The organism is Salmonella sp. SAL04162 (assembly GCF_046551535.1).
Lineage (GTDB): Bacteria > Pseudomonadota > Gammaproteobacteria > Enterobacterales > Enterobacteriaceae > Salmonella > Salmonella enterica.
In genome coordinates this window covers 730,904-751,014 of the sequence record NZ_JBGDVX010000001.1, presented here as the reverse complement: position 1 = coordinate 751,014, position 20,111 = coordinate 730,904, and the positions used below count along the sequence as shown (strand labels likewise).

General features: G+C 52.1%; 16 protein-coding genes. 11 read left to right on the top strand and 5 right to left on the bottom strand.

Translation table 11 applies throughout. The features are described from left to right. Positions 1-198: 198 nt before the first annotated feature. From yddG to ACLJRH_RS03935, 3 genes are all read left to right on the top strand, one after another. Positions 199-1,080 carry an aromatic amino acid efflux DMT transporter YddG gene (yddG, locus tag ACLJRH_RS03945; protein ID WP_000203786.1) on the top strand — a complete coding sequence of 294 codons (882 nt, stop codon included), beginning with the start codon at positions 199-201 and terminating at the stop codon, positions 1,078-1,080. Positions 1,081-1,603: 523 nt separating this feature from the next. Then, positions 1,604-2,686 carry a porin OmpD gene (ompD, locus tag ACLJRH_RS03940; RefSeq protein WP_000769043.1) on the top strand — a complete coding sequence of 361 codons (1,083 nt, stop codon included), beginning with the start codon at positions 1,604-1,606 and terminating at the stop codon, positions 2,684-2,686. A 143-nt stretch (positions 2,687-2,829) separates the two neighbouring features. Continuing rightward, positions 2,830-3,210 carry a GFA family protein gene (locus ACLJRH_RS03935; protein ID WP_077905442.1) on the top strand — a complete coding sequence of 127 codons (381 nt, stop codon included), beginning with the start codon at positions 2,830-2,832 and terminating at the stop codon, positions 3,208-3,210. Between the two features lie 24 nt (positions 3,211-3,234). On the opposite strand, the gene smvA is transcribed toward ACLJRH_RS03935, so the two are convergent. After that, positions 3,235-4,722 carry a methyl viologen efflux MFS transporter SmvA gene (smvA, locus tag ACLJRH_RS03930; protein ID WP_001527750.1) on the bottom strand — a complete coding sequence of 496 codons (1,488 nt, stop codon included), beginning with the start codon at positions 4,720-4,722 and terminating at the stop codon, positions 3,235-3,237. 117 nt (positions 4,723-4,839) lie between these two features. Here smvA and ACLJRH_RS03925 point away from each other — a divergent pair, with 117 nt between their 5' ends. The 7 genes from ACLJRH_RS03925 (at position 4,840) to ACLJRH_RS03895 (ending at position 14,766) form a co-directional block, all read left to right on the top strand. Beyond that, complete coding sequence (locus ACLJRH_RS03925) at positions 4,840-5,418, top strand: TetR family transcriptional regulator (protein WP_000121049.1); 579 nt, start codon at positions 4,840-4,842, stop codon at positions 5,416-5,418. 214 nt (positions 5,419-5,632) lie between these two features. Further along, positions 5,633-7,021, top strand: coding sequence for a NarK family nitrate/nitrite MFS transporter (locus tag ACLJRH_RS03920; protein WP_023223291.1), 1,389 nt, complete (start codon positions 5,633-5,635; stop codon positions 7,019-7,021). A 91-nt stretch (positions 7,022-7,112) separates the two neighbouring features. After that, the gene (locus ACLJRH_RS03915) at positions 7,113-10,853 is read left to right on the top strand and encodes a nitrate reductase subunit alpha (RefSeq protein ID WP_023223290.1); all 3,741 of its coding nucleotides are present in this window, start codon (positions 7,113-7,115) and stop codon (positions 10,851-10,853) included. After that, positions 10,850-12,394, top strand: coding sequence for a nitrate reductase subunit beta (narH, locus tag ACLJRH_RS03910; RefSeq protein ID WP_000702595.1), 1,545 nt, complete (start codon positions 10,850-10,852; stop codon positions 12,392-12,394). Before ACLJRH_RS03915 ends, narH begins: the two co-directional genes overlap by 4 nt. After that, positions 12,394-13,089 carry a nitrate reductase molybdenum cofactor assembly chaperone gene (narW, locus tag ACLJRH_RS03905; protein WP_001197700.1) on the top strand — a complete coding sequence of 232 codons (696 nt, stop codon included), beginning with the start codon at positions 12,394-12,396 and terminating at the stop codon, positions 13,087-13,089. The genes narH and narW overlap by 1 nt, the downstream gene beginning before the upstream one ends. Continuing rightward, the gene (gene narI, locus ACLJRH_RS03900) at positions 13,086-13,766 is read left to right on the top strand and encodes a respiratory nitrate reductase subunit gamma (RefSeq protein ID WP_000617106.1); all 681 of its coding nucleotides are present in this window, start codon (positions 13,086-13,088) and stop codon (positions 13,764-13,766) included. The genes narW and narI overlap by 4 nt, the downstream gene beginning before the upstream one ends. A 106-nt stretch (positions 13,767-13,872) precedes the next feature. Next, complete coding sequence (locus ACLJRH_RS03895; RefSeq protein ID WP_023137401.1) at positions 13,873-14,766, top strand: PhzF family isomerase; 894 nt, start codon at positions 13,873-13,875, stop codon at positions 14,764-14,766. Between the two features lie 35 nt (positions 14,767-14,801). Here ACLJRH_RS03895 and nhoA read toward each other — a convergent pair whose 3' ends face one another. Together nhoA and steA are read right to left on the bottom strand one after the other, a co-directional pair. Further along, positions 14,802-15,647: an N-hydroxyarylamine O-acetyltransferase gene (gene nhoA, locus ACLJRH_RS03890; RefSeq protein WP_023223289.1), complete on the bottom strand. Its 846-nt coding sequence runs from the start codon at positions 15,645-15,647 to the stop codon at positions 14,802-14,804. Positions 15,648-15,929: 282 nt separating this feature from the next. After that, the gene (gene steA, locus ACLJRH_RS03885; RefSeq protein ID WP_023136788.1) at positions 15,930-16,562 is read right to left on the bottom strand and encodes a type III secretion system effector SteA; all 633 of its coding nucleotides are present in this window, start codon (positions 16,560-16,562) and stop codon (positions 15,930-15,932) included. A 512-nt stretch (positions 16,563-17,074) separates the two neighbouring features. On the opposite strand from steA, the gene ansP reads away from it, so the two are divergent. Next, on the top strand, positions 17,075-18,568 hold the full coding sequence (gene ansP, locus ACLJRH_RS03880) for an L-asparagine permease (protein ID WP_000857112.1): 1,494 nt from the start codon (positions 17,075-17,077) through the stop codon (positions 18,566-18,568). A 76-nt stretch (positions 18,569-18,644) separates the two neighbouring features. On the opposite strand, the gene ACLJRH_RS03875 is transcribed toward ansP, so the two are convergent. Both ACLJRH_RS03875 and ACLJRH_RS03870 read right to left on the bottom strand, forming a co-directional pair. Continuing rightward, positions 18,645-18,866, bottom strand: a complete 222-nt coding sequence (locus ACLJRH_RS03875) for a YgdI/YgdR family lipoprotein (RefSeq protein WP_000825228.1) — start codon at positions 18,864-18,866, stop codon at positions 18,645-18,647. A gap of 144 nt (positions 18,867-19,010) precedes the next feature. Further along, complete coding sequence (locus tag ACLJRH_RS03870; protein ID WP_080187406.1) at positions 19,011-20,072, bottom strand: YncE family protein; 1,062 nt, start codon at positions 20,070-20,072, stop codon at positions 19,011-19,013. Between the last annotated feature and the right edge of the window lie 39 nt (positions 20,073-20,111).

Sequence of the window (20,111 nt, the reverse complement as noted above, 5' to 3'; positions counted from 1 at the left end):
GCGAGGAAACTAACAGCAAAATCGATAACTTTTTTGCGTCAAATCAATATTGAAACGGTTCCGCTATTAAATAGCCCTATTTTTAAACTGCAATAACTCCAGGGAGGTACTAAAAAATGACACTGCATGGCATCGCCCTCGGAAAAAGTGCTATAAGTGGCAGTTTATTTTGCGCGGTATTCAGGACAGTCACAAAGCATGACATCACAAAAAGCAACGCTAATAGGGCTTGTTGCCATCGTTCTGTGGAGCACGATGGTTGGGTTAATTCGCGGCGTCAGCGAAGGTCTCGGACCGGTAGGCGGCGCAGCCATGATCTATTCATTAAGCGGCCTGCTGCTGATTTTTACCGTCGGATTACCTGATATCCGTCGTTTCCCGGGGCGATACCTCATCGCAGGCAGCGTACTGTTTGTCAGTTATGAAATATGCCTGGCGCTTTCTCTCGGTTATGCCGCCACTCGCCATCAGGCTATCGAAGTCGGCATGGTTAACTATTTATGGCCCAGCCTGACTATTCTGTTTGCCATTCTTTTTAATGGGCAAAAAACTAACTGGCTTATTGTTCCTGGATTGCTTATTGCACTTACTGGCGTTTGCTGGGTTCTGGGGGGCGAGAATGGTCTTAATGCCGGAGAAATTATCAACAATGTCGCCACCAGTCCGCTAAGTTATTTACTGGCATTTCTTGGGGCGTTTATATGGGCGACGTACTGCACGGTCACCAATAAATATGCGCGTGGTTTTAACGGTATCACCGTCTTTGTGTTACTCACCGCCGTGGCGCTGTGGTTCCACTATTTTCTTACTCCGCAACCTGCCATGATATTTAGCCTACCGGTGATTGCTAAACTTTTTACCGCGGCATTAACGTTAGGGTTTGCCTACGCCGCATGGAATGTGGGCATACTTCATGGCAATGTGACTATCATGGCCGTAGGGTCTTATTTTACCCCCGTCATGTCCTCTGCTCTGGCCGCGCTGTTACTCAGCTCACCACTGTCATTCTCCTTCTGGCAAGGCGCAGTCATGGTTTGCGTAGGTTCGCTACTTTGTTGGCTGGCAACGCGGCGGCGCTAATAGCGACGGGCGGGCCGATGTTGATATTAAATCGACCCGCTGTACCTTGACACTCTTCATAACACAACTACGCTTTTATCTATCGCCTGTGTGTATTTGACGATTTTCCATTTTCACGTGCTCCTCCTGCGCCATACCAGTATGCGCTGGTAAAAATGAATTTTATAAAATAGTTAAATATGTTAATTTGATGATATAATTTTATTAACAAATATATAATTAACGCTAGCTCGCAACTGTTATTAGTGCATATAATAATCAGTAGTTACTACCAAAAATAAAACCATAAACAGCCCAATAGTCCCCTCCGAAAATATATCTTATTAGACAGTCCCTATTTGAATTAATACTCTCAAATGTATTAAGGAGATCTCGATCACACAAATTAAAATAATTTGTAATCTTATGAAACTTATTATTGAACTTATGCCACTCCGTCATTTAAAAATAGTCTGCCATTGACAAACGCCTCGTTTAACAATGGTTGAGGAAACACGCTAAGAAAATTATAAGGATTATTAAAATGAAACTTAAGTTAGTGGCAGTGGCAGTGACTTCCCTGTTGGCAGCAGGCGTTGTAAATGCAGCCGAGGTATATAACAAAGACGGCAATAAACTGGATCTGTACGGTAAAGTTCACGCTCAGCATTATTTCTCTGATGATAACGGAAGTGATGGTGACAAAACTTACGCGCGTCTGGGCTTTAAAGGCGAAACGCAGATCAATGACCAACTGGTTGGTTTTGGCCAGTGGGAATATGAATTCAAAGGCAACCGTACTGAATCTGAAGGTTCCGACAAAGACAAAACCCGTCTGGCATTCGCTGGTCTGAAATTCGCTGAATACGGTTCTTTCGACTACGGTCGTAACTACGGCGTTGCTTACGACATCGGCGCATGGACCGACGTTCTGCCTGAGTTCGGTGGCGATACCTGGACCCAGACTGACGTATTCATGACCCAGCGTGCTACCGGCGTTGCCACCTACCGTAACACCGATTTCTTCGGTCTGGTTGAAGGTCTGAACTTTGCCGCGCAGTATCAGGGCAAAAACGATCGTGACAATGAAGTAGAAGCAAACGGCGACGGTTTCGGTCTGTCCGCAACGTATGAGTACGAAGGTTTTGGCGTGGGTGCGGCCTATGCGAAGTCTGACCGTACTGACCGTCAGGTGCGCAACGGCACCAATGGCCTGTATGCTTCTGGCCAGAATGCGGAAGTGTGGGCTGCTGGTCTGAAATATGATGCGAACAATATCTATCTGGCGACCACCTACTCCGAAACGCTGAATATGACCACATTCGGTAAAATCGACGGTATTGCTAACAAAACTCAGAACTTTGAAGCTGTTGCTCAGTACCAGTTCGACTTCGGTCTGCGTCCGTCCATTGCTTACCTGAAATCCAAAGGTAAAGATCTGGGTGCTTACGGCGACCAGGATCTGGTTGAGTACATCGATGTCGGTGCTACCTACTACTTCAACAAAAACATGTCCACCTTCGTTGATTACAAAATCAACCTGCTGGATGACACCAACTTCACTAAAAATGTTGCGCAGATCAGCACTGACAACATCGTTGCTGTTGGTCTGAACTACCAGTTCTAATTTTGTTGTAGTCTGAATACAAAGCCAGTCCTTTCAGGGCTGGCTTTTTCTCTTGATGTAGACTCGGTCATAAGGAGTATGCCGTGCAGACGTTCACTGGTCGTTGTCTTTGCGGACAGAGCCATTTTACCGTTGACGTCGAAATGCTGGATGTCTATGCCTGCCATTGTACGCTGTGTCAAAAATGGTCGGGTGGAATAGCCATGTATCTGGAAGCCTGCGGGCAACCACAGCTAGACCCCCTTTCCCCGGAACCGCCATACTTTTCATCCTCTTCACGCGGCGAACGCTACTTCTGTTCCGGCTGCGGGTGTCCGCTGTGGTTTCGGCTTACCGATACCGATCGCTATTTTATTCCCTGGACCTTACTGGAACTGAACGAAGTTGATCGCCGTCGGCTGATTCTGGCTGCGGAAATTTATACCGAAACCCAGCCTGCTTTCTGGCGACTGACGGGGCAATACGCACGCCTCAGCGGTAAAGAGGTTGAGGAAATGGACTCCCCCTGCCAGCTAGCGCATTAAGCGCTTATCTCATCAGGCGTTATGTTATCGGCGTTGGGCTTTTGCCAGGCTGAACCACATCCCTACCGCCAGCAAAAGAAGCATACTCCCGGCGCTGCTTAACGCCACACTATGCGACCAGATAAAGGCCTGTCTGGCGGCGTCCAGTATTGCCTGCCCCAGCGTGGGCGGCAGGCTATTCGCCAACTGCACGGCTTCCCCCATTGAAGATGACGCTCTGGCAATCTCTTGCGCCTCAAGCCCGGCAGGCAGACGGATAGACGCGGAGAAGCTACGGCTTAACAACAGACCGAAAATGGCGATGCCCAGTCCCGCGCCCAGTTCATAAGCCATCGTTTCGATCGCGCCGGCCGCCGCCGCTTTTTCTGCCGGCGCAGCGGCCATAATTGCCGACGTGGAAGCCAGCAATGCGCTGGCGGCGCTAAATCCCAGCAGCGCCATCAGCCCCCAGGCCTGCCATTGTTGGGTGCTGAAATCCGTCATCGCCAGGCCATAAAAACTCAGCGCGCTTAACGCCATGCCGCCCGTCGCGACCAGCCGTAGTCCCAGACGCGAGACCAGCGCGCCCGCAATCGGCCCGCTGAATCCACTGGCGACCATCACCGGCAGCATAAATACCCCGGCCTCATAAGGCGATAGCCCGTGAACAAACTGCAGCTCTTGCGCCATCAGCAGCTCAAAACCCACCAGAGTGATCATCGCGGTCATCGCCATCACGACGCCGCTCAGGATAATGCGATGGGTAAATAGTCGCATATCAATCATCGGACGCGATGTCGCAAGCTGTGTGCGGATAAAGAGTCCCAGGAGCAGCGCGCCGGTAAGCAGGGTAAGCGAGATGACCCACAGCGACAGATGCCCTTTCAGCGCGGTTTTAGCGCTATAGACCAACAGCAAAATGGCAATAATCAGCATCACCGCATGGCCAAGATTGAGCGGTTGATCGCGACGGCCCGCCTGGCGAGGAACATAGCGGGCGGTTAAGCCCATGACGACCAGCACAATCGGCACGTTGATCAGGAAAACCGATCCCCAGTAAAAATGCTCTAATAATATGCCGCCGATGAGCGGCCCAAACGCCGCTCCGCCCGAACCTACCGCTGCCCAGACGCCCAGCGCCATGTTGCGATGCTTCTCTTCACAAAAGGTGGCGCGTATCCCGGCCAGCGTCGCCGGTACAATCATCGCCGCGCCAATAGCCAGTAATACCCTGGTGGCAATAAGCCAACTGGCGGTATGCGAAAACGCTGCCGCCAGTGACGCCAGGCCAAAGAGCGTCCCGCCCAGCATCAGCAGGCGTTTAAAACCGATACGATCGCCAAGCGCGCCCATCGGCAACACCATGCCAGCCATAACCAAAGAATAAATATCAATGATCCACAGCAGCTCGTTGCCGCTGGCCCCCAGTGTCATACTCAGTGTCGGGGCGGCGACATGCAAGACCGTGGCATCAATGGCGACAGGAATATAGACCAGCACAATAATGACTAACGTTAACCACTGACGAAACATAACTCTCCCTTCAAAAACTCAAATTTGGACGCTTGTCCAGCTTCAGGATCCTACGGTAAGTTGAACGAATGTCCAGCTTTTTGTTACACTGCGCGCATTGGCTAATGTGGGGAAAATATGAGTTACCTTAACCGGGATGAACGCCGCGAAGTGATCCTGCAAGCGGCGATGCGCGTGGCGCTGGCAGAGGGGTTTACCGCCATGACGGTGCGACGAATCGCATCAGAAGCCGATGTCGCCGCCGGCCAGGTGCATCACCACTTCAGCTCGGCGGGCGAGCTCAAAGCGCTGGCCTTTGTCCATTTGATCCGCACCCTGCTTGATGCCGGGCAAGTTCCGCCGCCCGCCACCTGGCGTGCACGGCTTCACGCTATGTTGGGTAGCGAAGACGGCGGCTTTGAGCCTTACATAAAATTGTGGCGAGAGGCGCAAATTCTGGCCGACCGGGATCCGCACATCAGAGATGCTTATCTACTTACGATGCAGATGTGGCATGAGGAAACGGTCACAATTATTGAGCAGGGCAAACAGGCAGGAGAATTTACGTTTACTGCTAACGCCACGGATATCGCCTGGCGGCTTATCGCACTGGTGTGCGGGCTGGACGGTATGTATGTGCTGGGTATTCCGGAAATGGCCGATCCCGCGTTTAAATACCATCTGGATCGGATGATTACGCTTGAACTCTTTGCGTAAAGTTACAAATAATTTAATAAAAATAACTTTTAATTTACAAATAGTAACAATTAAGAAACATCATATCTCCTCTTCGCGCCGCGCTGGCCTGGTTTTTTATCTATTCTTTCACTCAATATTCTAAAAAAACTTCAATAAGTTCTCAAAAGAGCGCGTGACGCTCTGTCTCTTTTTTGTGTTTTTTCTCAAATGATATGCGCATGTGAGGGGTAAAATGACACGACAAAACGAGAATTATAACCGTTATCTCTTGAGTGACTGGCGACCCGAAAATCCAGCCTTCTGGGAGAATAAAGGGAAAAGCATCGCCAGGAGAAACTTATGGATTTCAGTAAGTTGTTTGCTCCTGGCATTTTGCGTCTGGATGTTGTTTAGCGCTGTTGCCGTCAACCTCAATAAAATTGGATTTAATTTTACCACCGACCAACTCTTTTTATTAACCGCATTACCTTCTCTTTCCGGCGCAATATTACGCGTTCCCTACTCCTTTATGGTACCACTGTTTGGTGGCCGTAAATGGACCGTATTAAGTACCGTAATATTGATTATTCCCTGCGCCTGGCTGGGGTTCGCCGTGCAAAATCCCGCCACCCCTTTCGGGGTATTTATGCTCATCGCTCTGTTGTGCGGTTTTGCGGGGGCAAACTTCGCGTCCAGTATGGGCAACATCAGTTTTTTCTTTCCAAAAGCCAGACAAGGTAGCGCGTTGGGTATTAACGGCGGCTTGGGAAATCTTGGCGTCAGTGTGATGCAGTTGCTTGCGCCGCTGGTTATTTTTCTGCCGATATTTACTTTTTTAGGCGTCCGGGGCGTACCGCAACCTGATGGCTCCCTGCTCGCCCTCACTAACGCCGCCTGGATCTGGGTGCCGTTACTGGCTGTCGCGACACTTGCCGCCTGGTTTGGTATGAACGATATCGGCAGTTCAAAAGCGTCTGTCGCCTCGCAATTGCCGGTGCTAAAACGCCTGCACCTGTGGCTGCTTAGCCTGCTGTACCTGGCGACATTCGGGTCATTCATCGGCTTTTCCGCAGGTTTCGCCATGCTCGCCAAAACGCAATTTCCCGACGTAAACATTCTGCAACTGGCGTTCTTTGGCCCCTTTATCGGCGCGCTGGCGCGATCGGCAGGCGGCGTGATCTCCGATAAATTCGGCGGCGTTCGCGTAACGCTCATTAATTTTATCTTTATGGCGCTGTTTACCGCCCTGCTATTCCTCACGCTGCCAGGATCCGGCGCAGGCAGCTTTAGCGCGTTCTATCTTGTTTTTATGGGCCTGTTTTTGACAGCGGGTCTCGGCAGCGGTTCTACCTTCCAGATGATTGCGGTGATCTTTCGTCAGATCACGCTCTACAACGTCAAACTGCGCGGCGGGAGCGATGAGCAGGCGCAGCGCGAAGCGGTGACGGATACCGCCGCCGCGCTCGGGTTTATCTCCGCTATTGGCGCTGTGGGCGGCTTCTTTATTCCAAAAGCGTTTGGCACCTCTTTGGCATTGACCGGCTCGCCGGTGGGCGCCATGAAAATCTTTTTGCTGTTTTACATCGCTTGCGTCCTGCTGACCTGGCTGGTCTACGGGCGTCGTAAGCCTAAACAACAATAACAACATACGCACCTGTAGGACGGCCATCCGGCAATGGTTTAACGCCAAATCGACAGGATGGCGGAAAATTTATCGAAGCAGGAGAAATGTCATGAGTAAACTGTTGGATCGCTTTCGTTACTTTAAACAAAAAGGCGATACCTTTGCCGACGGCCATGGTCAGGTGATGCATACCAACCGCGACTGGGAAGACAGTTATCGCCAGCGCTGGCAGTTTGATAAGATCGTGCGCTCAACCCACGGCGTCAACTGCACGGGCTCCTGTAGCTGGAAAATTTATGTCAAAAACGGTCTGGTGACGTGGGAAACCCAGCAAACCGACTACCCGCGCACACGTCCCGATTTACCAAACCATGAACCGCGCGGCTGCCCGCGCGGCGCCAGCTACTCCTGGTATCTCTATAGCGCCAATCGTTTGAAATACCCTCTGGTGCGTAAGCGGCTGATAGAACTGTGGCGCGAGGCTCTTTCCCGGCACAGCGATCCGGTGCTGGCATGGGAATCTATAATGAACGACCCGCAAAAATGCCAAAGTTACAAACAGGCGCGCGGACATGGCGGCTTTATTCGTTCGAACTGGAAAGAGCTGAATCAGCTCATTGCCGCCGCTAACGTCTGGACAATCAAAACCTATGGCCCGGATCGTGTGGCGGGGTTTTCACCTATTCCGGCAATGTCGATGGTTTCTTACGCCGCCGGAACACGTTATCTGTCATTGCTTGGCGGTACTTGTCTGAGCTTCTATGACTGGTATTGCGATCTTCCACCCGCGTCGCCAATGACCTGGGGCGAGCAGACTGACGTGCCGGAGTCCGCCGACTGGTATAACTCAGCCTACATTATTGCCTGGGGCTCTAACGTGCCGCAGACGCGTACCCCGGACGCCCACTTCTTTACCGAAGTGCGCTACAAAGGCACCAAGACGATCGCCATCACCCCGGACTATTCCGAAGTCGCTAAACTGTGCGATCAGTGGCTGGCGCCAAAGCAAGGTACCGACAGCGCGCTGGCGATGGCCATGGGTCACGTTATTTTAAAAGAGTTTCATCTCGATAATCCCAGCGACTATTTTCTTAACTATTGCCGCCGTTATACCGATATGCCAATGCTGGTCCTGTTGGATGAGCGCGCAGACGGCAGTTATGTACCGGGGCGTATGATGCGCGCGTCGGATCTGGTGGATGGACTGGGAGAAGCCAATAATCCGGAATGGAAAACCGTCGCGCTCAACAGTACGGGCGAACTGGTCGCGCCCAATGGTTCTATCGGTTTTCGCTGGGGCGAAAAGGGAAAATGGAACCTGGAACCGGTGGCGGCGGGCGTCGAAACTGAACTGTCGCTCTCTTTACTCGGTCAGCATGATGACGTGGCGGGTGTCGCTTTCCCCTATTTTGGCGGCAACGAAAACCCACATTTTCGCAGCGTGCGGCAGGAACCGGTGCTGGTACGTCAGTTACCGGTGAAACGCCTGGCTCTGGCGGACGGTAGCGAGCGGATGGTCGTCAGCGTTTACGATCTGGTGCTGGCTAATTATGGGCTGGATCGTGGTCTGGATGACTGCCATAGCGCCAATAATTATAACGACGTAAAAGCCTACACGCCGGCCTGGGGCGAACAGATTACCGGCGTGCCGCGTCGACATATCGAAACTATTGCGCGTGAATTTGCCGAGACCGCCCATAAAACTCACGGTCGTTCGATGATCATCCTCGGCGCGGGAGTGAATCACTGGTATCACATGGATATGAATTACCGTGGGATGATTAACATGCTGGTGTTCTGCGGCTGTGTTGGACAAACCGGCGGCGGCTGGGCGCACTATGTCGGCCAGGAGAAGCTGCGGCCGCAAACCGGCTGGCTGCCGCTGGCCTTCGCGCTGGACTGGAATCGCCCGCCGCGTCAGATGAACAGTACCTCGTTTTTCTACAACCATGCCAGCCAGTGGCGCTATGAAAAACTGACTGCGCAAGAGTTGCTGTCGCCGTTGGCCGATCCGGCTAAATTTTCCGGACACCTGATCGATTTCAACGTGCGCGCGGAACGTATGGGCTGGCTACCCTCGGCACCGCAGCTTAATCTTAACCCGCTCAGCGTGAAAGCGAGCGCCGATAAAGCCGGGCTGTCTGCGGCGGATTATACCGTGCAGGCGTTGAAATCAGGCGCTATCCGTTTTGCCTGCGAACAGCCTGACAGTGGTCATAATCACCCGCGAAATTTATTTGTCTGGCGCTCTAACCTGCTCGGCTCCTCCGGGAAAGGTCATGAGTACATGCTCAAATATCTGCTGGGCACCGACAGCGGTATTCAGGGCGAAGCGCTGGGTTCCAGCGAAGGAATTAAGCCTGAAGAGGTGGAATGGCAGTCCGCCGCGATTGAGGGCAAGCTCGATCTGTTGGTCACGCTTGATTTCCGTATGTCCAGTACCTGTCTGTTTTCCGATATCGTTTTGCCGACCGCCACCTGGTATGAAAAAGACGATATGAATACCTCGGATATGCATCCGTTTATCCACCCCCTTTCCGCCGCGGTCGATCCTGCCTGGGAATCCAAAAGCGACTGGGAAATCTACAAAGGTATCGCCAGCGTCTTTTCTGAGGTGTGTGTCGGACACCTCGGACAGGAAACCGATGTGGTGTTACACCCGCTCCAGCATGATTCCCCGGCGGAACTGGCGCAGCCATTTGATATTCTCGACTGGCGTAAAGGCGAGTGCGAACTTATTCCGGGAAAAACCGCCCCCAATATCGTCGTGGTTGAACGCGATTATCCGGCCACCTATGAACGTTTTACCTCGCTGGGTCCCCTGCTGGATAAATTAGGCAACGGCGGTAAGGGTATTGCCTGGAATACGCAAGATGAAGTCGATTTCCTCGGTAAGCTCAATTACACCAAACACGATGGCCCGGCGAAAGGACGTCCGCGCATCGACACCGCGCTGGATGCTTCGGAAGTGATTCTTGCCTTAGCGCCGGAAACTAACGGCCAGGTGGCGGTGAAAGCCTGGCAGGCGTTGGGCGAGATGACCGGGCGCGAGCACACCCATCTGGCCATCAATAAAGAAGATGAGAAAATTCGCTTTCGTGATATCCAGGCGCAACCGCGCAAAATTATCTCCAGCCCGACCTGGTCAGGGCTGGAAAGCGAGCATGTCTCTTATAACGCCGGATATACCAACGTACATGAACTGATCCCGTGGCGCACGTTGTCGGGGCGGCAACAACTCTATCAGGATCATGCGTGGATGCGCGCTTTTGGCGAAAGCCTGGTGGCATATCGCCCGCCGATTGATACCCGCAGCGTCAGCGAAATGCGAGAAATTCCGCCCAACGGTTTCCCGGAAAAAGCGCTTAACTTCCTGACGCCGCACCAGAAATGGGGAATTCACTCCACCTACAGCGAAAACCTGCTGATGCTGACCTTGTCGCGCGGCGGGCCGATTGTCTGGATTAGCGAAGCCGATGCCCGTGAATTGGGTATTGAAGATAACGACTGGATTGAAGCCTTCAACGCTAATGGCGCCCTTACCGCTCGTGCGGTGGTCAGCCAGCGTGTTCCGCCGGGTATGACCATGATGTACCACGCCCAGGAGCGGATTATGAACATTCCGGGCTCGGAAGTGACCGGGATGCGCGGCGGGATCCATAACTCCGTGACCCGGGTCTGTCCAAAACCGACGCATATGATCGGCGGCTATGCGCAACTGGCTTACGGCTTCAACTATTACGGAACCGTGGGTTCGAATCGCGATGAATTCATCATGATCAGGAAAATGAAAAACATTAACTGGCTGGATGATGAGGGCCGGGATCAGGTACAGGAGGCGAAAAAATGAAAATACGCTCACAGGTTGGGATGGTACTGAATCTCGATAAGTGTATTGGCTGTCACACCTGCTCCGTCACCTGTAAAAACGTCTGGACCGGACGTGAAGGGATGGAATACGCATGGTTCAATAACGTCGAAACTAAACCGGGTATCGGCTATCCCAAAAACTGGGAAGACCAGCAGGAGTGGCAAGGCGGTTGGGTTCGTGATGTTAATGGCAAGATAAGGCCCCGTCTGGGCGGCAAAATGGGGGTAATTAGCAAAATTTTCGCCAACCCGGTGATTCCGCAAATCGATGATTACTATGAACCCTTTACCTTCGATTATCAGCATTTACATAATGCGCCGGAGAGTAAGCATCAGCCCACCGCCCGTCCTCGTTCACTGATTGACGGAAAACGGATGGACAAGGTGATCTGGGGGCCAAACTGGGAAGAGCTGCTCGGCGGCGAGTTTGAAAAACGCGCCCGCGACCGTAACTTCGACAACATACAAAAGGAGATGTACGGTCAGTTCGAAAACACCTTCATGATGTACCTGCCGCGCCTGTGCGAACACTGCCTCAACCCCAGTTGTGTCGCCACCTGCCCAAGTGGCGCTATTTATAAGCGTGAAGAAGACGGCATCGTGCTAATCGACCAGGATAAATGCCGGGGCTGGCGTTTGTGTATCAGCGGCTGCCCGTACAAAAAAATCTACTTTAACTGGAAGAGCGGCAAGTCTGAGAAGTGCATATTTTGCTATCCACGTATTGAATCCGGCCAGCCGACCGTTTGTTCGGAAACCTGCGTCGGGCGCATTCGTTATCTTGGCGTTCTGCTCTACGACGCCGACAGGATTGAAGAAGCGGCCAGTACCGAACACGAGACAGATTTGTATGAACGTCAGTGCGATGTGTTTCTCAATCCGCACGATCCGGCGGTCATCGAAGAGGCGCTTAAACAGGGCATCCCGCAAAACGTCATCGACGCCGCCCAACGGTCGCCGGTGTACAAAATGGCGATGGACTGGAAGCTGGCGCTTCCGCTGCACCCGGAATACCGTACCCTGCCGATGGTCTGGTACGTACCGCCGCTGTCGCCCATCCAGTCATACGCCGACGCGGGCGGGTTGCCGCACAATGGCAATATTCTGCCGGCGGTGGAGACGCTGCGTATTCCAGTCCAGTACCTGGCCAATATGCTCAGCGCGGGCGATACCGGTCCGGTCATTCGGGCGCTAAAGCGGATGATGGCGATGCGCCACTACATGCGCTCGCAGACGGTTGAAGGCGTGACGGATACCCGCGCGATTGACGAAGTGGGTCTGAGCGTACAACAGGTTGAAGAGATGTATCGCTACCTGGCGATTGCCAATTATGAAGATCGTTTTGTCATTCCCACCAGTCACCGGGAAATGGCGCGCGATGCCTTTCCGGAGCGCAACGGCTGCGGCTTTACTTTTGGCGACGGTTGCCACGGGTCGGATACCAAATTCAACCTGTTCAACAGTAGCCGTATTGATGCCATCAATATCACCGAAGTGCGTGATAAAGCGGAGGGGGAGTAATGCAAGTCCTCAAAGCGATTGGCCTGTTGATGGAGTATCCGGACGACGAGTTGTGGGAATATCGGGATGAAGCGCTTGCCCTTATCCAACACGATGCGCCAATGCTGGCCGACTTCACTCGCGAGCTGCTTTATGCGCCGTTACTGGATAAACAAGCAGAATGGTGCGAAGTGTTTGACCGCGGGCGCGCCACTTCATTGCTGTTATTCGAGCATGTTCATGCGGAGTCCCGCGATCGCGGCCAGGCGATGGTCGATTTGTTAAGCCAGTATGAAACCGTGGGCCTGCAGCTCAACTGCCGCGAACTACCGGATCACCTGCCGCTCTATCTGGAGTACTTAAGCGTGTTGCCGGAAGCGGAAGCTCTCGAGGGATTACAGAATATTGCCCCTATTCTGGCGCTGCTGGGCGGTCGTCTGAAACAGCGAGGAGCGCCGTGGTATCAACTGTTTGACGCCCTGCTGACGCTGGCGGGCAGTACGCTTACAAGTGACAGTGTCACAAAGCAAATTGTTCAGGAATCGCGGGATGATACCCGTCAGGCACTGGATGCCGTCTGGGAAGAAGAGCAGGTGAAGTTTATCGAAGATAACGCCACGACCTGTGACAGTTCACCGTTACACCATTATCAACGACGCTTTAGCCAGGACGCGGCGCCGCAGTACGTCGACGTCAGCGCGGGAGGCCCGAAATGATACAGTACCTGAACGTCTTTTTTTACGACATCTACCCCTATATTTGCGCCACGGTATTCTTCCTTGGCAGTTGGCTGCGCTATGACTACGGACAATATACCTGGCGCGCGTCGTCCAGCCAGATGCTGGATAAGCGCGGGATGGTGATATGGTCGAATCTGTTCCATATTGGCATTCTGGGGATCTTTTTTGGCCATCTGTTCGGGATGCTGACGCCACACTGGATGTATGCCTGGTTCCTGCCGATTGCGGTAAAACAGCAGATGGCGATGATCCTCGGCGGTGTGTGCGGCGTATTAACCTTGATCGGCGGCGCGGGATTACTGTGGCGTCGTCTGACCAATCAGCGTGTACGGGCGACATCCACTACACCTGATATTATCATCATGAGCATTTTGCTGATTCAGTGCCTGCTTGGCCTGAGCACCATTCCGTTTTCGGCGCAATATCCGGATGGCAGCGAAATGATGAAGTTGGTGGGCTGGGCGCAAAGTATTGTCACCTTCCGCGGCGGGTCTTCGGAAATGCTGAGCGGTGTGGCGTTTGTTTTCCGCGTTCATCTGGTGCTGGGAATGACTATTTTCCTGCTCTTCCCGTTCACCCGTCTGGTTCATGTCTGGAGCGCGCCGTTTGAGTATTTCACCCGTCGCTACCAGATTGTTCGTACCCGCCGCTAATTCTCTTTGCCCGGGGCGTACGCTTACCGGGCAAAGAAAAACGCCTGGGCGTCGTCATTCGGCAACGCGCAGGCTATGATGATTCTTCAGCCAAAGGAGAACATCAATGAAACCGCAGATTTACCATGTTGACGCCTTCACCAGCGAACCCTTTCGCGGCAATTCTGCTGGCGTTGTCTTACATGCGGATACGCTAAGCGACGCACAGATGCAGCTGATTGCCCGTGAACTTCGTCACTCGGAAACCGCCTTTTTGCTAAAAAGCGAAGAGAGTGATGTGCGCATACGCTACTTTACACCGACAGTGGAAGTCCCCATCTGTGGTCATGCCACCGTGGCCGCGCATTATGTTCGGGCAACGGTACTGGGGTTGGGAAACACCACCGTCTGGCAAACCTCGTTAGCGGGCCGTCATCGCGTTGAAATTCATGCCGAACACAACGACTATCGCATCACGCTGGAACAAGGTCAGCCCTCTTTTGAACCACCGCTAGTCGGAGAGATTCGGGCTGCCATCATCACCGCACTAAACCTGACTGAAGATGATATCGTGCCGGGAGCGCCAATTCAGGTGGCTTCAACAGGACATGCAAAAGTGATGATCCTGCTCAAACCAGACGTTGATATTGATGCCCTTTCTCCTAATCTGGCAGCCCTGACGGCAATCAGCCAGAAAATTGGCTGTAACGGCTTTTTTCCTTTCCAGATTCGTCCGGGAAAAAACGAAACCGATGGGCGAATGTTTTCTCCGGCGATAGGGATTGTGGAAGATCCGGTAACGGGAAACGCCAATGGCCCGATGGGGGCATGGCTCGTCCATCATGGCCTGATGGCGCATGACGGTAAAATGCTGCAGATTCAAGGCCATCAGGGGCGCGCTTTAGGCAAAGAGGGTACTGTTGATGTTACCGTCACCATTCGCGATAACCAGCCGGAAAACGTCACCATCTCCGGCCAGGCGGTCATTCTGTTTCATGCCGAATGGGCCATTACTTTTTAATCTTTGTCAGGCCCGCAAATCCTCGCGGCAAAAAACTATTTTCCCGCCTCCGGATGGGTATCAAATGCAGCCATTACCGCGGCCAGCTCCGCCTCGGTAAAACCGTGCTTTACATCATTTACGCCGAGACCAAACTGCTGCTGAAGTAACTGATACAACGACGGTACATCCGGTACATTGACCTGTTCAACGGCATGTCCCTGGTGGTAACGCGTGAAGTGGAAATTCGTTAATGTCAGCTTGCCGCCATCAGGCAAATGGCGGCACATCAACAAATGATGACGAAAATGGGATTGCGGCCAGTGAGCCGACCAGAAATTGCCCATCACATGATCGCTCTGCTGCTGCACCCCCAGATCAAAACAGTACATCGACTGCCAGTGCTCATGGTGGCGGAATTGTAAAATCCATGTGCTCCCCTCCTGCATCAGGCGGTATTCGCCATGCGGCGTTTGCTGAGCAATTTCAGCCTGCAGACGAAGCGGCGCGGTTAGCGTTTGGCCGCCAAACCCCACGTCCGCGATCCACTGCTCGTCCTCAATATCAACCAGCAGCAAACGGTGCGTGCGCGGCGGTAAACTGGCGGGATGAGACAGAATGACCCGCCCCAATAAGCTTCGGACGTTAAAACCGATGTCGCGTAACGCACGTTCAAACAGGCCATTCAGTTCAAAACAGTATCCACCGCGTCGGGCATAAAGCAGTTTCTCCTCTAATGCCGTCTCATCGAGCTGTATTTCACGAGGCAGTAGCACATCCAGATTTTCAAAAGGAATCGCGCAGTTGTGCGCTAAGTGAAGCGTTCTGAGCGCTTCAACCGTAGGAACCCCCAACGGCTGACAATGTAATCGCGTAAAATAAGCATGTAAAAAAGAGGTCATCTGAGGCTTCCATTAACATTAATGCTTGCGTTCGGCACACAGGCTGAGGCGGATATCGCTGCGCAACAGGATACCCTATCCGTGGAATAGCGTTGGATACTTTTGAAAAAAATAAGACAGGCCGGCTACAGCGCCGGAGGTACGTGGGATTTTGGCCTACAAACGGAAATCGGTTCTGAGAATCTCTTTGCGACACGCCGCCAAAATAGCGGCGTGTTAAAATTTTTAACGCCAGCTCAGCGAGTCTGATTTCTAACAAAACTGGCTAAACATAAACGCTTTTTAATAATTGTCCAAATAGTTATGGTAACGATCTTTTATGTCGGCCGCCCGTTGCGCTTTCGCCTCCGGCATGTCGCTGGCCCGATCGGTATAATATTTTAAACTCGGAATGGCGCCTAATGCCTGAGGTAAGGCATTATATGCTGCTATTCGCTCTCTGACGGTTTTATATTTTTCATCAATATCATAATTATAGTACGCTGGCGCTTCTAAAAAGCCCTCTTCCAGTCTCATACAGATATCTTCAAAGGACCCCTTAACCTCAACGGTATGTTCGCCATCCGATATCCTGACGATTGGCTCACGTCCAGCCATCAGCGAGAGTTGTTCGAATGTTAACCTCCGACCATCAGAAAGGTCGACATCTATAGTATACAGCCCATCACACACAGCATCAGCAAGGTGATTATGGATATTCCCTGCATTGGCACAGAACTCCGCAACTTTAGGCGTAACATTGCAACAATGTTCAATTACTCTTGTAAATCCGTAGGCCAGTCCTGCGGTAAGCACCCACAAGATGCCTTTCATGATTTTTGTTGATAATTTATTTTCATAATCTCCTGCAGCAACATGAGGTAGCTTATTTCCTGATAAAGCTCTGGCATAGGTAGAAACTGATGTATATGGCATATCCTGCTCCTTCAAATTTTGCTCAATAGCTTTATATGTCCTACTCCTCTCTCATTATGACGATATGTCAATCAACAAAATTGCTCAAAGGCATATATTTTCAGGAGAAAATGAGAATAACAGGCGCAACGGCCTTATCTTATGCTGCTGCAATATCGTCAGGTAGTTTACCGTTCGAGGTTATATCTATGACCATAAATCCCACAAGTGATTAGCGCTGGTTAATTATTGCGCAACGCAAGCACTGCGGATTTGTGCTGGCGTCTTATCTGGCTGAATCGTGACCACACCGCACCACATCTGACCACACAAATAAACTCGACATTCTCATTTTGTTCTTTCCGTATGTTTTGCGTCATTTAACAATTGCAGGTAGGATGCTCCGCCGGCGGTTTTATCCCTGTCACAGAATCAGGGAAAAGCGGCATTCGCCATTGCAGGCAATCGATTGGTGAGCGCCCGTCGCGGCATAAGGAATTTTTCTGTCAGGACAGGCTATAACAGGTAACGTAATGAAAACACAGACTACGCACGCCGCAGAACAACATGCGGCGAAACGACGCTGGCTGAACGCCCATGAAGAGGGGTATCACAAAGCGATGGGGAATCGTCAGGTTCAGATGATTGCTATCGGCGGCGCGATTGGCACCGGTTTATTTTTAGGTGCAGGCGCCCGATTGCAAATGGCCGGACCGGCACTGGCGCTGGTCTATCTAATATGCGGCATTTTTTCTTTTTTCATTTTACGCGCGCTGGGCGAACTGGTATTGCATCGCCCTTCCAGCGGGAGCTTCGTCTCCTACGCCCGTGAATTTTTGGGTGAAAAAGCGGCCTACGTCGCAGGCTGGATGTACTTTATTAACTGGGCGATGACCGGGATCGTCGATATCACCGCAGTGGCGTTATATATGCACTACTGGGGCGCATTTGGCGACGTTCCGCAATGGGTGTTCGCGCTCGGCGCGTTAACCATTGTCGGTACCATGAACATGATCGGCGTAAAATGGTTTGCCGAAATGGAGTTCTGGTTCGCGCTGATAAAAGTACTCGCCATTGTTATCTTCCTGGTGGTAGGCACGATTTTTCTCGGTACCGGTCAACCGCTTGAGGGTAATGCCACCGGTTTTCACCTGATTACAGATAATGGCGGCTTTTTCCCGCACGGCCTGTTGCCCGCGCTGGTACTGATTCAGGGCGTGGTGTTCGCTTTTGCGTCGATTGAACTGGTCGGTACCGCCGCTGGGGAGTGCAAAGATCCACAGACGATGGTGCCAAAAGCCATCAATAGCGTGATCTGGCGTATTGGTCTTTTCTATGTAGGATCGGTCGTATTGCTGGTTTTGCTGCTGCCGTGGAACGCCTATCAGGCGGGGCAAAGTCCGTTTGTCACCTTCTTTTCTAAACTTGGCGTGCCTTATATCGGCAGTATTATGAATATCGTGGTGTTAACCGCCGCGCTTTCCAGCCTGAACTCCGGGCTTTACTGTACGGGGAGAATTTTACGTTCAATGTCGATGGGGGGTTCCGCGCCGAAATTCATGGCGAAAATGAGCCGTCAGCATGTGCCCTATGCGGGTATTCTGGCGACTCTGGTGGTTTACGTGGTCGGCGTGTTCCTGAATTACCTGGTCCCCTCCCGCGTGTTTGAGATCGTTCTTAATTTTGCCTCGCTCGGCATTATCGCGTCGTGGGCGTTTATCATGGTGTGCCAGATGCGTTTACGCCAGGCGATAAAAGAAGGCAAAGCCGCAGACGTCAGTTTTAAACTGCCCGGCGCGCCTTTTACCTCCTGGCTAACACTGCTGTTTTTACTAAGCGTGCTGGTACTCATGGCGTTTGACTACCCGAATGGAACTTACACTATCGCCTCGTTGCCGCTGATCGCCATTCTGCTGGTCGCCGGCTGGTTTGGCGTGCGACGTCGTGTGGCGGAGATCCATCGCACTGCGCCAGTGACGGCGGATTCGACAGAGAGTGTCGTATTGAAAGAAGAAGCAGCGACATAACATTACCCTTACCCGGCAGCCCCAGGCCTGCCGGGTTTAATGCGCGTTACCGCCAACACCGCATCGCGCCCAATGCTTAGTCAGCCTTAATCAACTGCGCCACATCATTGCTGTTAATTTCCCGCTGGTTGCCTTCCTGATCGGTATAACTGGTCATCCCCGTCTCTTTATCTAACTGCGGCTTACCCTGAGTTACGATCGTTTGCCCATTCTTCGTCGTCATCACATAGTTGGTTGTGCAACCCGCAAGCATAAAAAACATCATGCCCAAACCAGAGCATATAAATAACCTTTTCATATTTTCCTCGTGAATATAATGAGTTAACTACAGCAAAAAGGCAGTGTAATTCTCACAGAATCATCAGGCTATCGGCGGGGTGTAACGAGGCGTATCGGTGCGTTTAAAGAGATGACTGGAGGGGTTTCCCCCTCCATACCCTATTTACAGAGCAATGCGAATAACATCATCCGGCTGCGTCGCTTCCTGTTCACGTGTCGATTTCTGCTTCACGCTGACGTAGAGCGTTTTACCGTCTGCCGATAGCGCCAGGCTATTCGGGTACGTTGGCGTATCGAACGTTTTAACAACGTTATAGGTCTTCGCATCGATCACGCTGACCTGCCCTGCCTGACGGTGCGTCACATACGCCTCGTTACGTGTCGGATTATACAGGACGGCCAAAGAGGCAGGCGCCCCGATTTTGGCAAGAATATTGCCATTACGGGTATCGACAACCAGAACCTCAGTCGCCTTCGAGTCGGTGATAAACGCGCGATGACCTGCGGTATCGAGACTCAGATTAATAAAGAAGTGTTCTTTACCGTCATCCAGCAACTTCTTACGACTGAGAATTTCATTGCTGGCGGCATCGATGGTGATAAATTCGCCATCCGCATTGGTGGTGTACAGGCGTTGCGCTTTACTGTCGAGCGCCAGACCCGTACTCATTTTGCCGGTATTTTCGATCGTCGTTTTCAGCTTGATGGTTTCGCCATCCACTACCCAAATAGCACTCTCTTTACCAACACCGCTAATGTAGATCGTGTTGGTCGCCGCATCGGCAACCAGCTCACGGGACTGTAACGGACGAACCTCTTCAGTACGTTTGCGCGCATCAAGTACCAGACGACCTTTTACATCACCCGTTTTGGCATCAATCGCGGTAACAGCGCTGTTAATGGTATTGCCAAACCACAGCGTTTGGGTCGCGGCATTGATGGTGGCGCCGAACGGCTTGAGATCGTTATGAATCGCTTGCGTGATTTCCAGCGTCACCGGGTCGAGACGATAAACTACGCCGCCTTTATCCAGTTTACGGCTTTGCGATGTAGCCAGCCAGAGCGCGTTTTCTTGCTGACTCCAGGCCATCTCATAAGCGCCTTTGCCTACCGCTTTACGCAGCATGTCTTCCGCCGCCAGCGTGCTAAATGAGGATGCGACGAGGAGCGAACCTAACAATAAAGAACCACGCAGGCGCGGCGAAAAAAGATGACGTAAGTGCATGACGACTCCCTTTGATAAAAACGTGTATAGCTGCTTCAC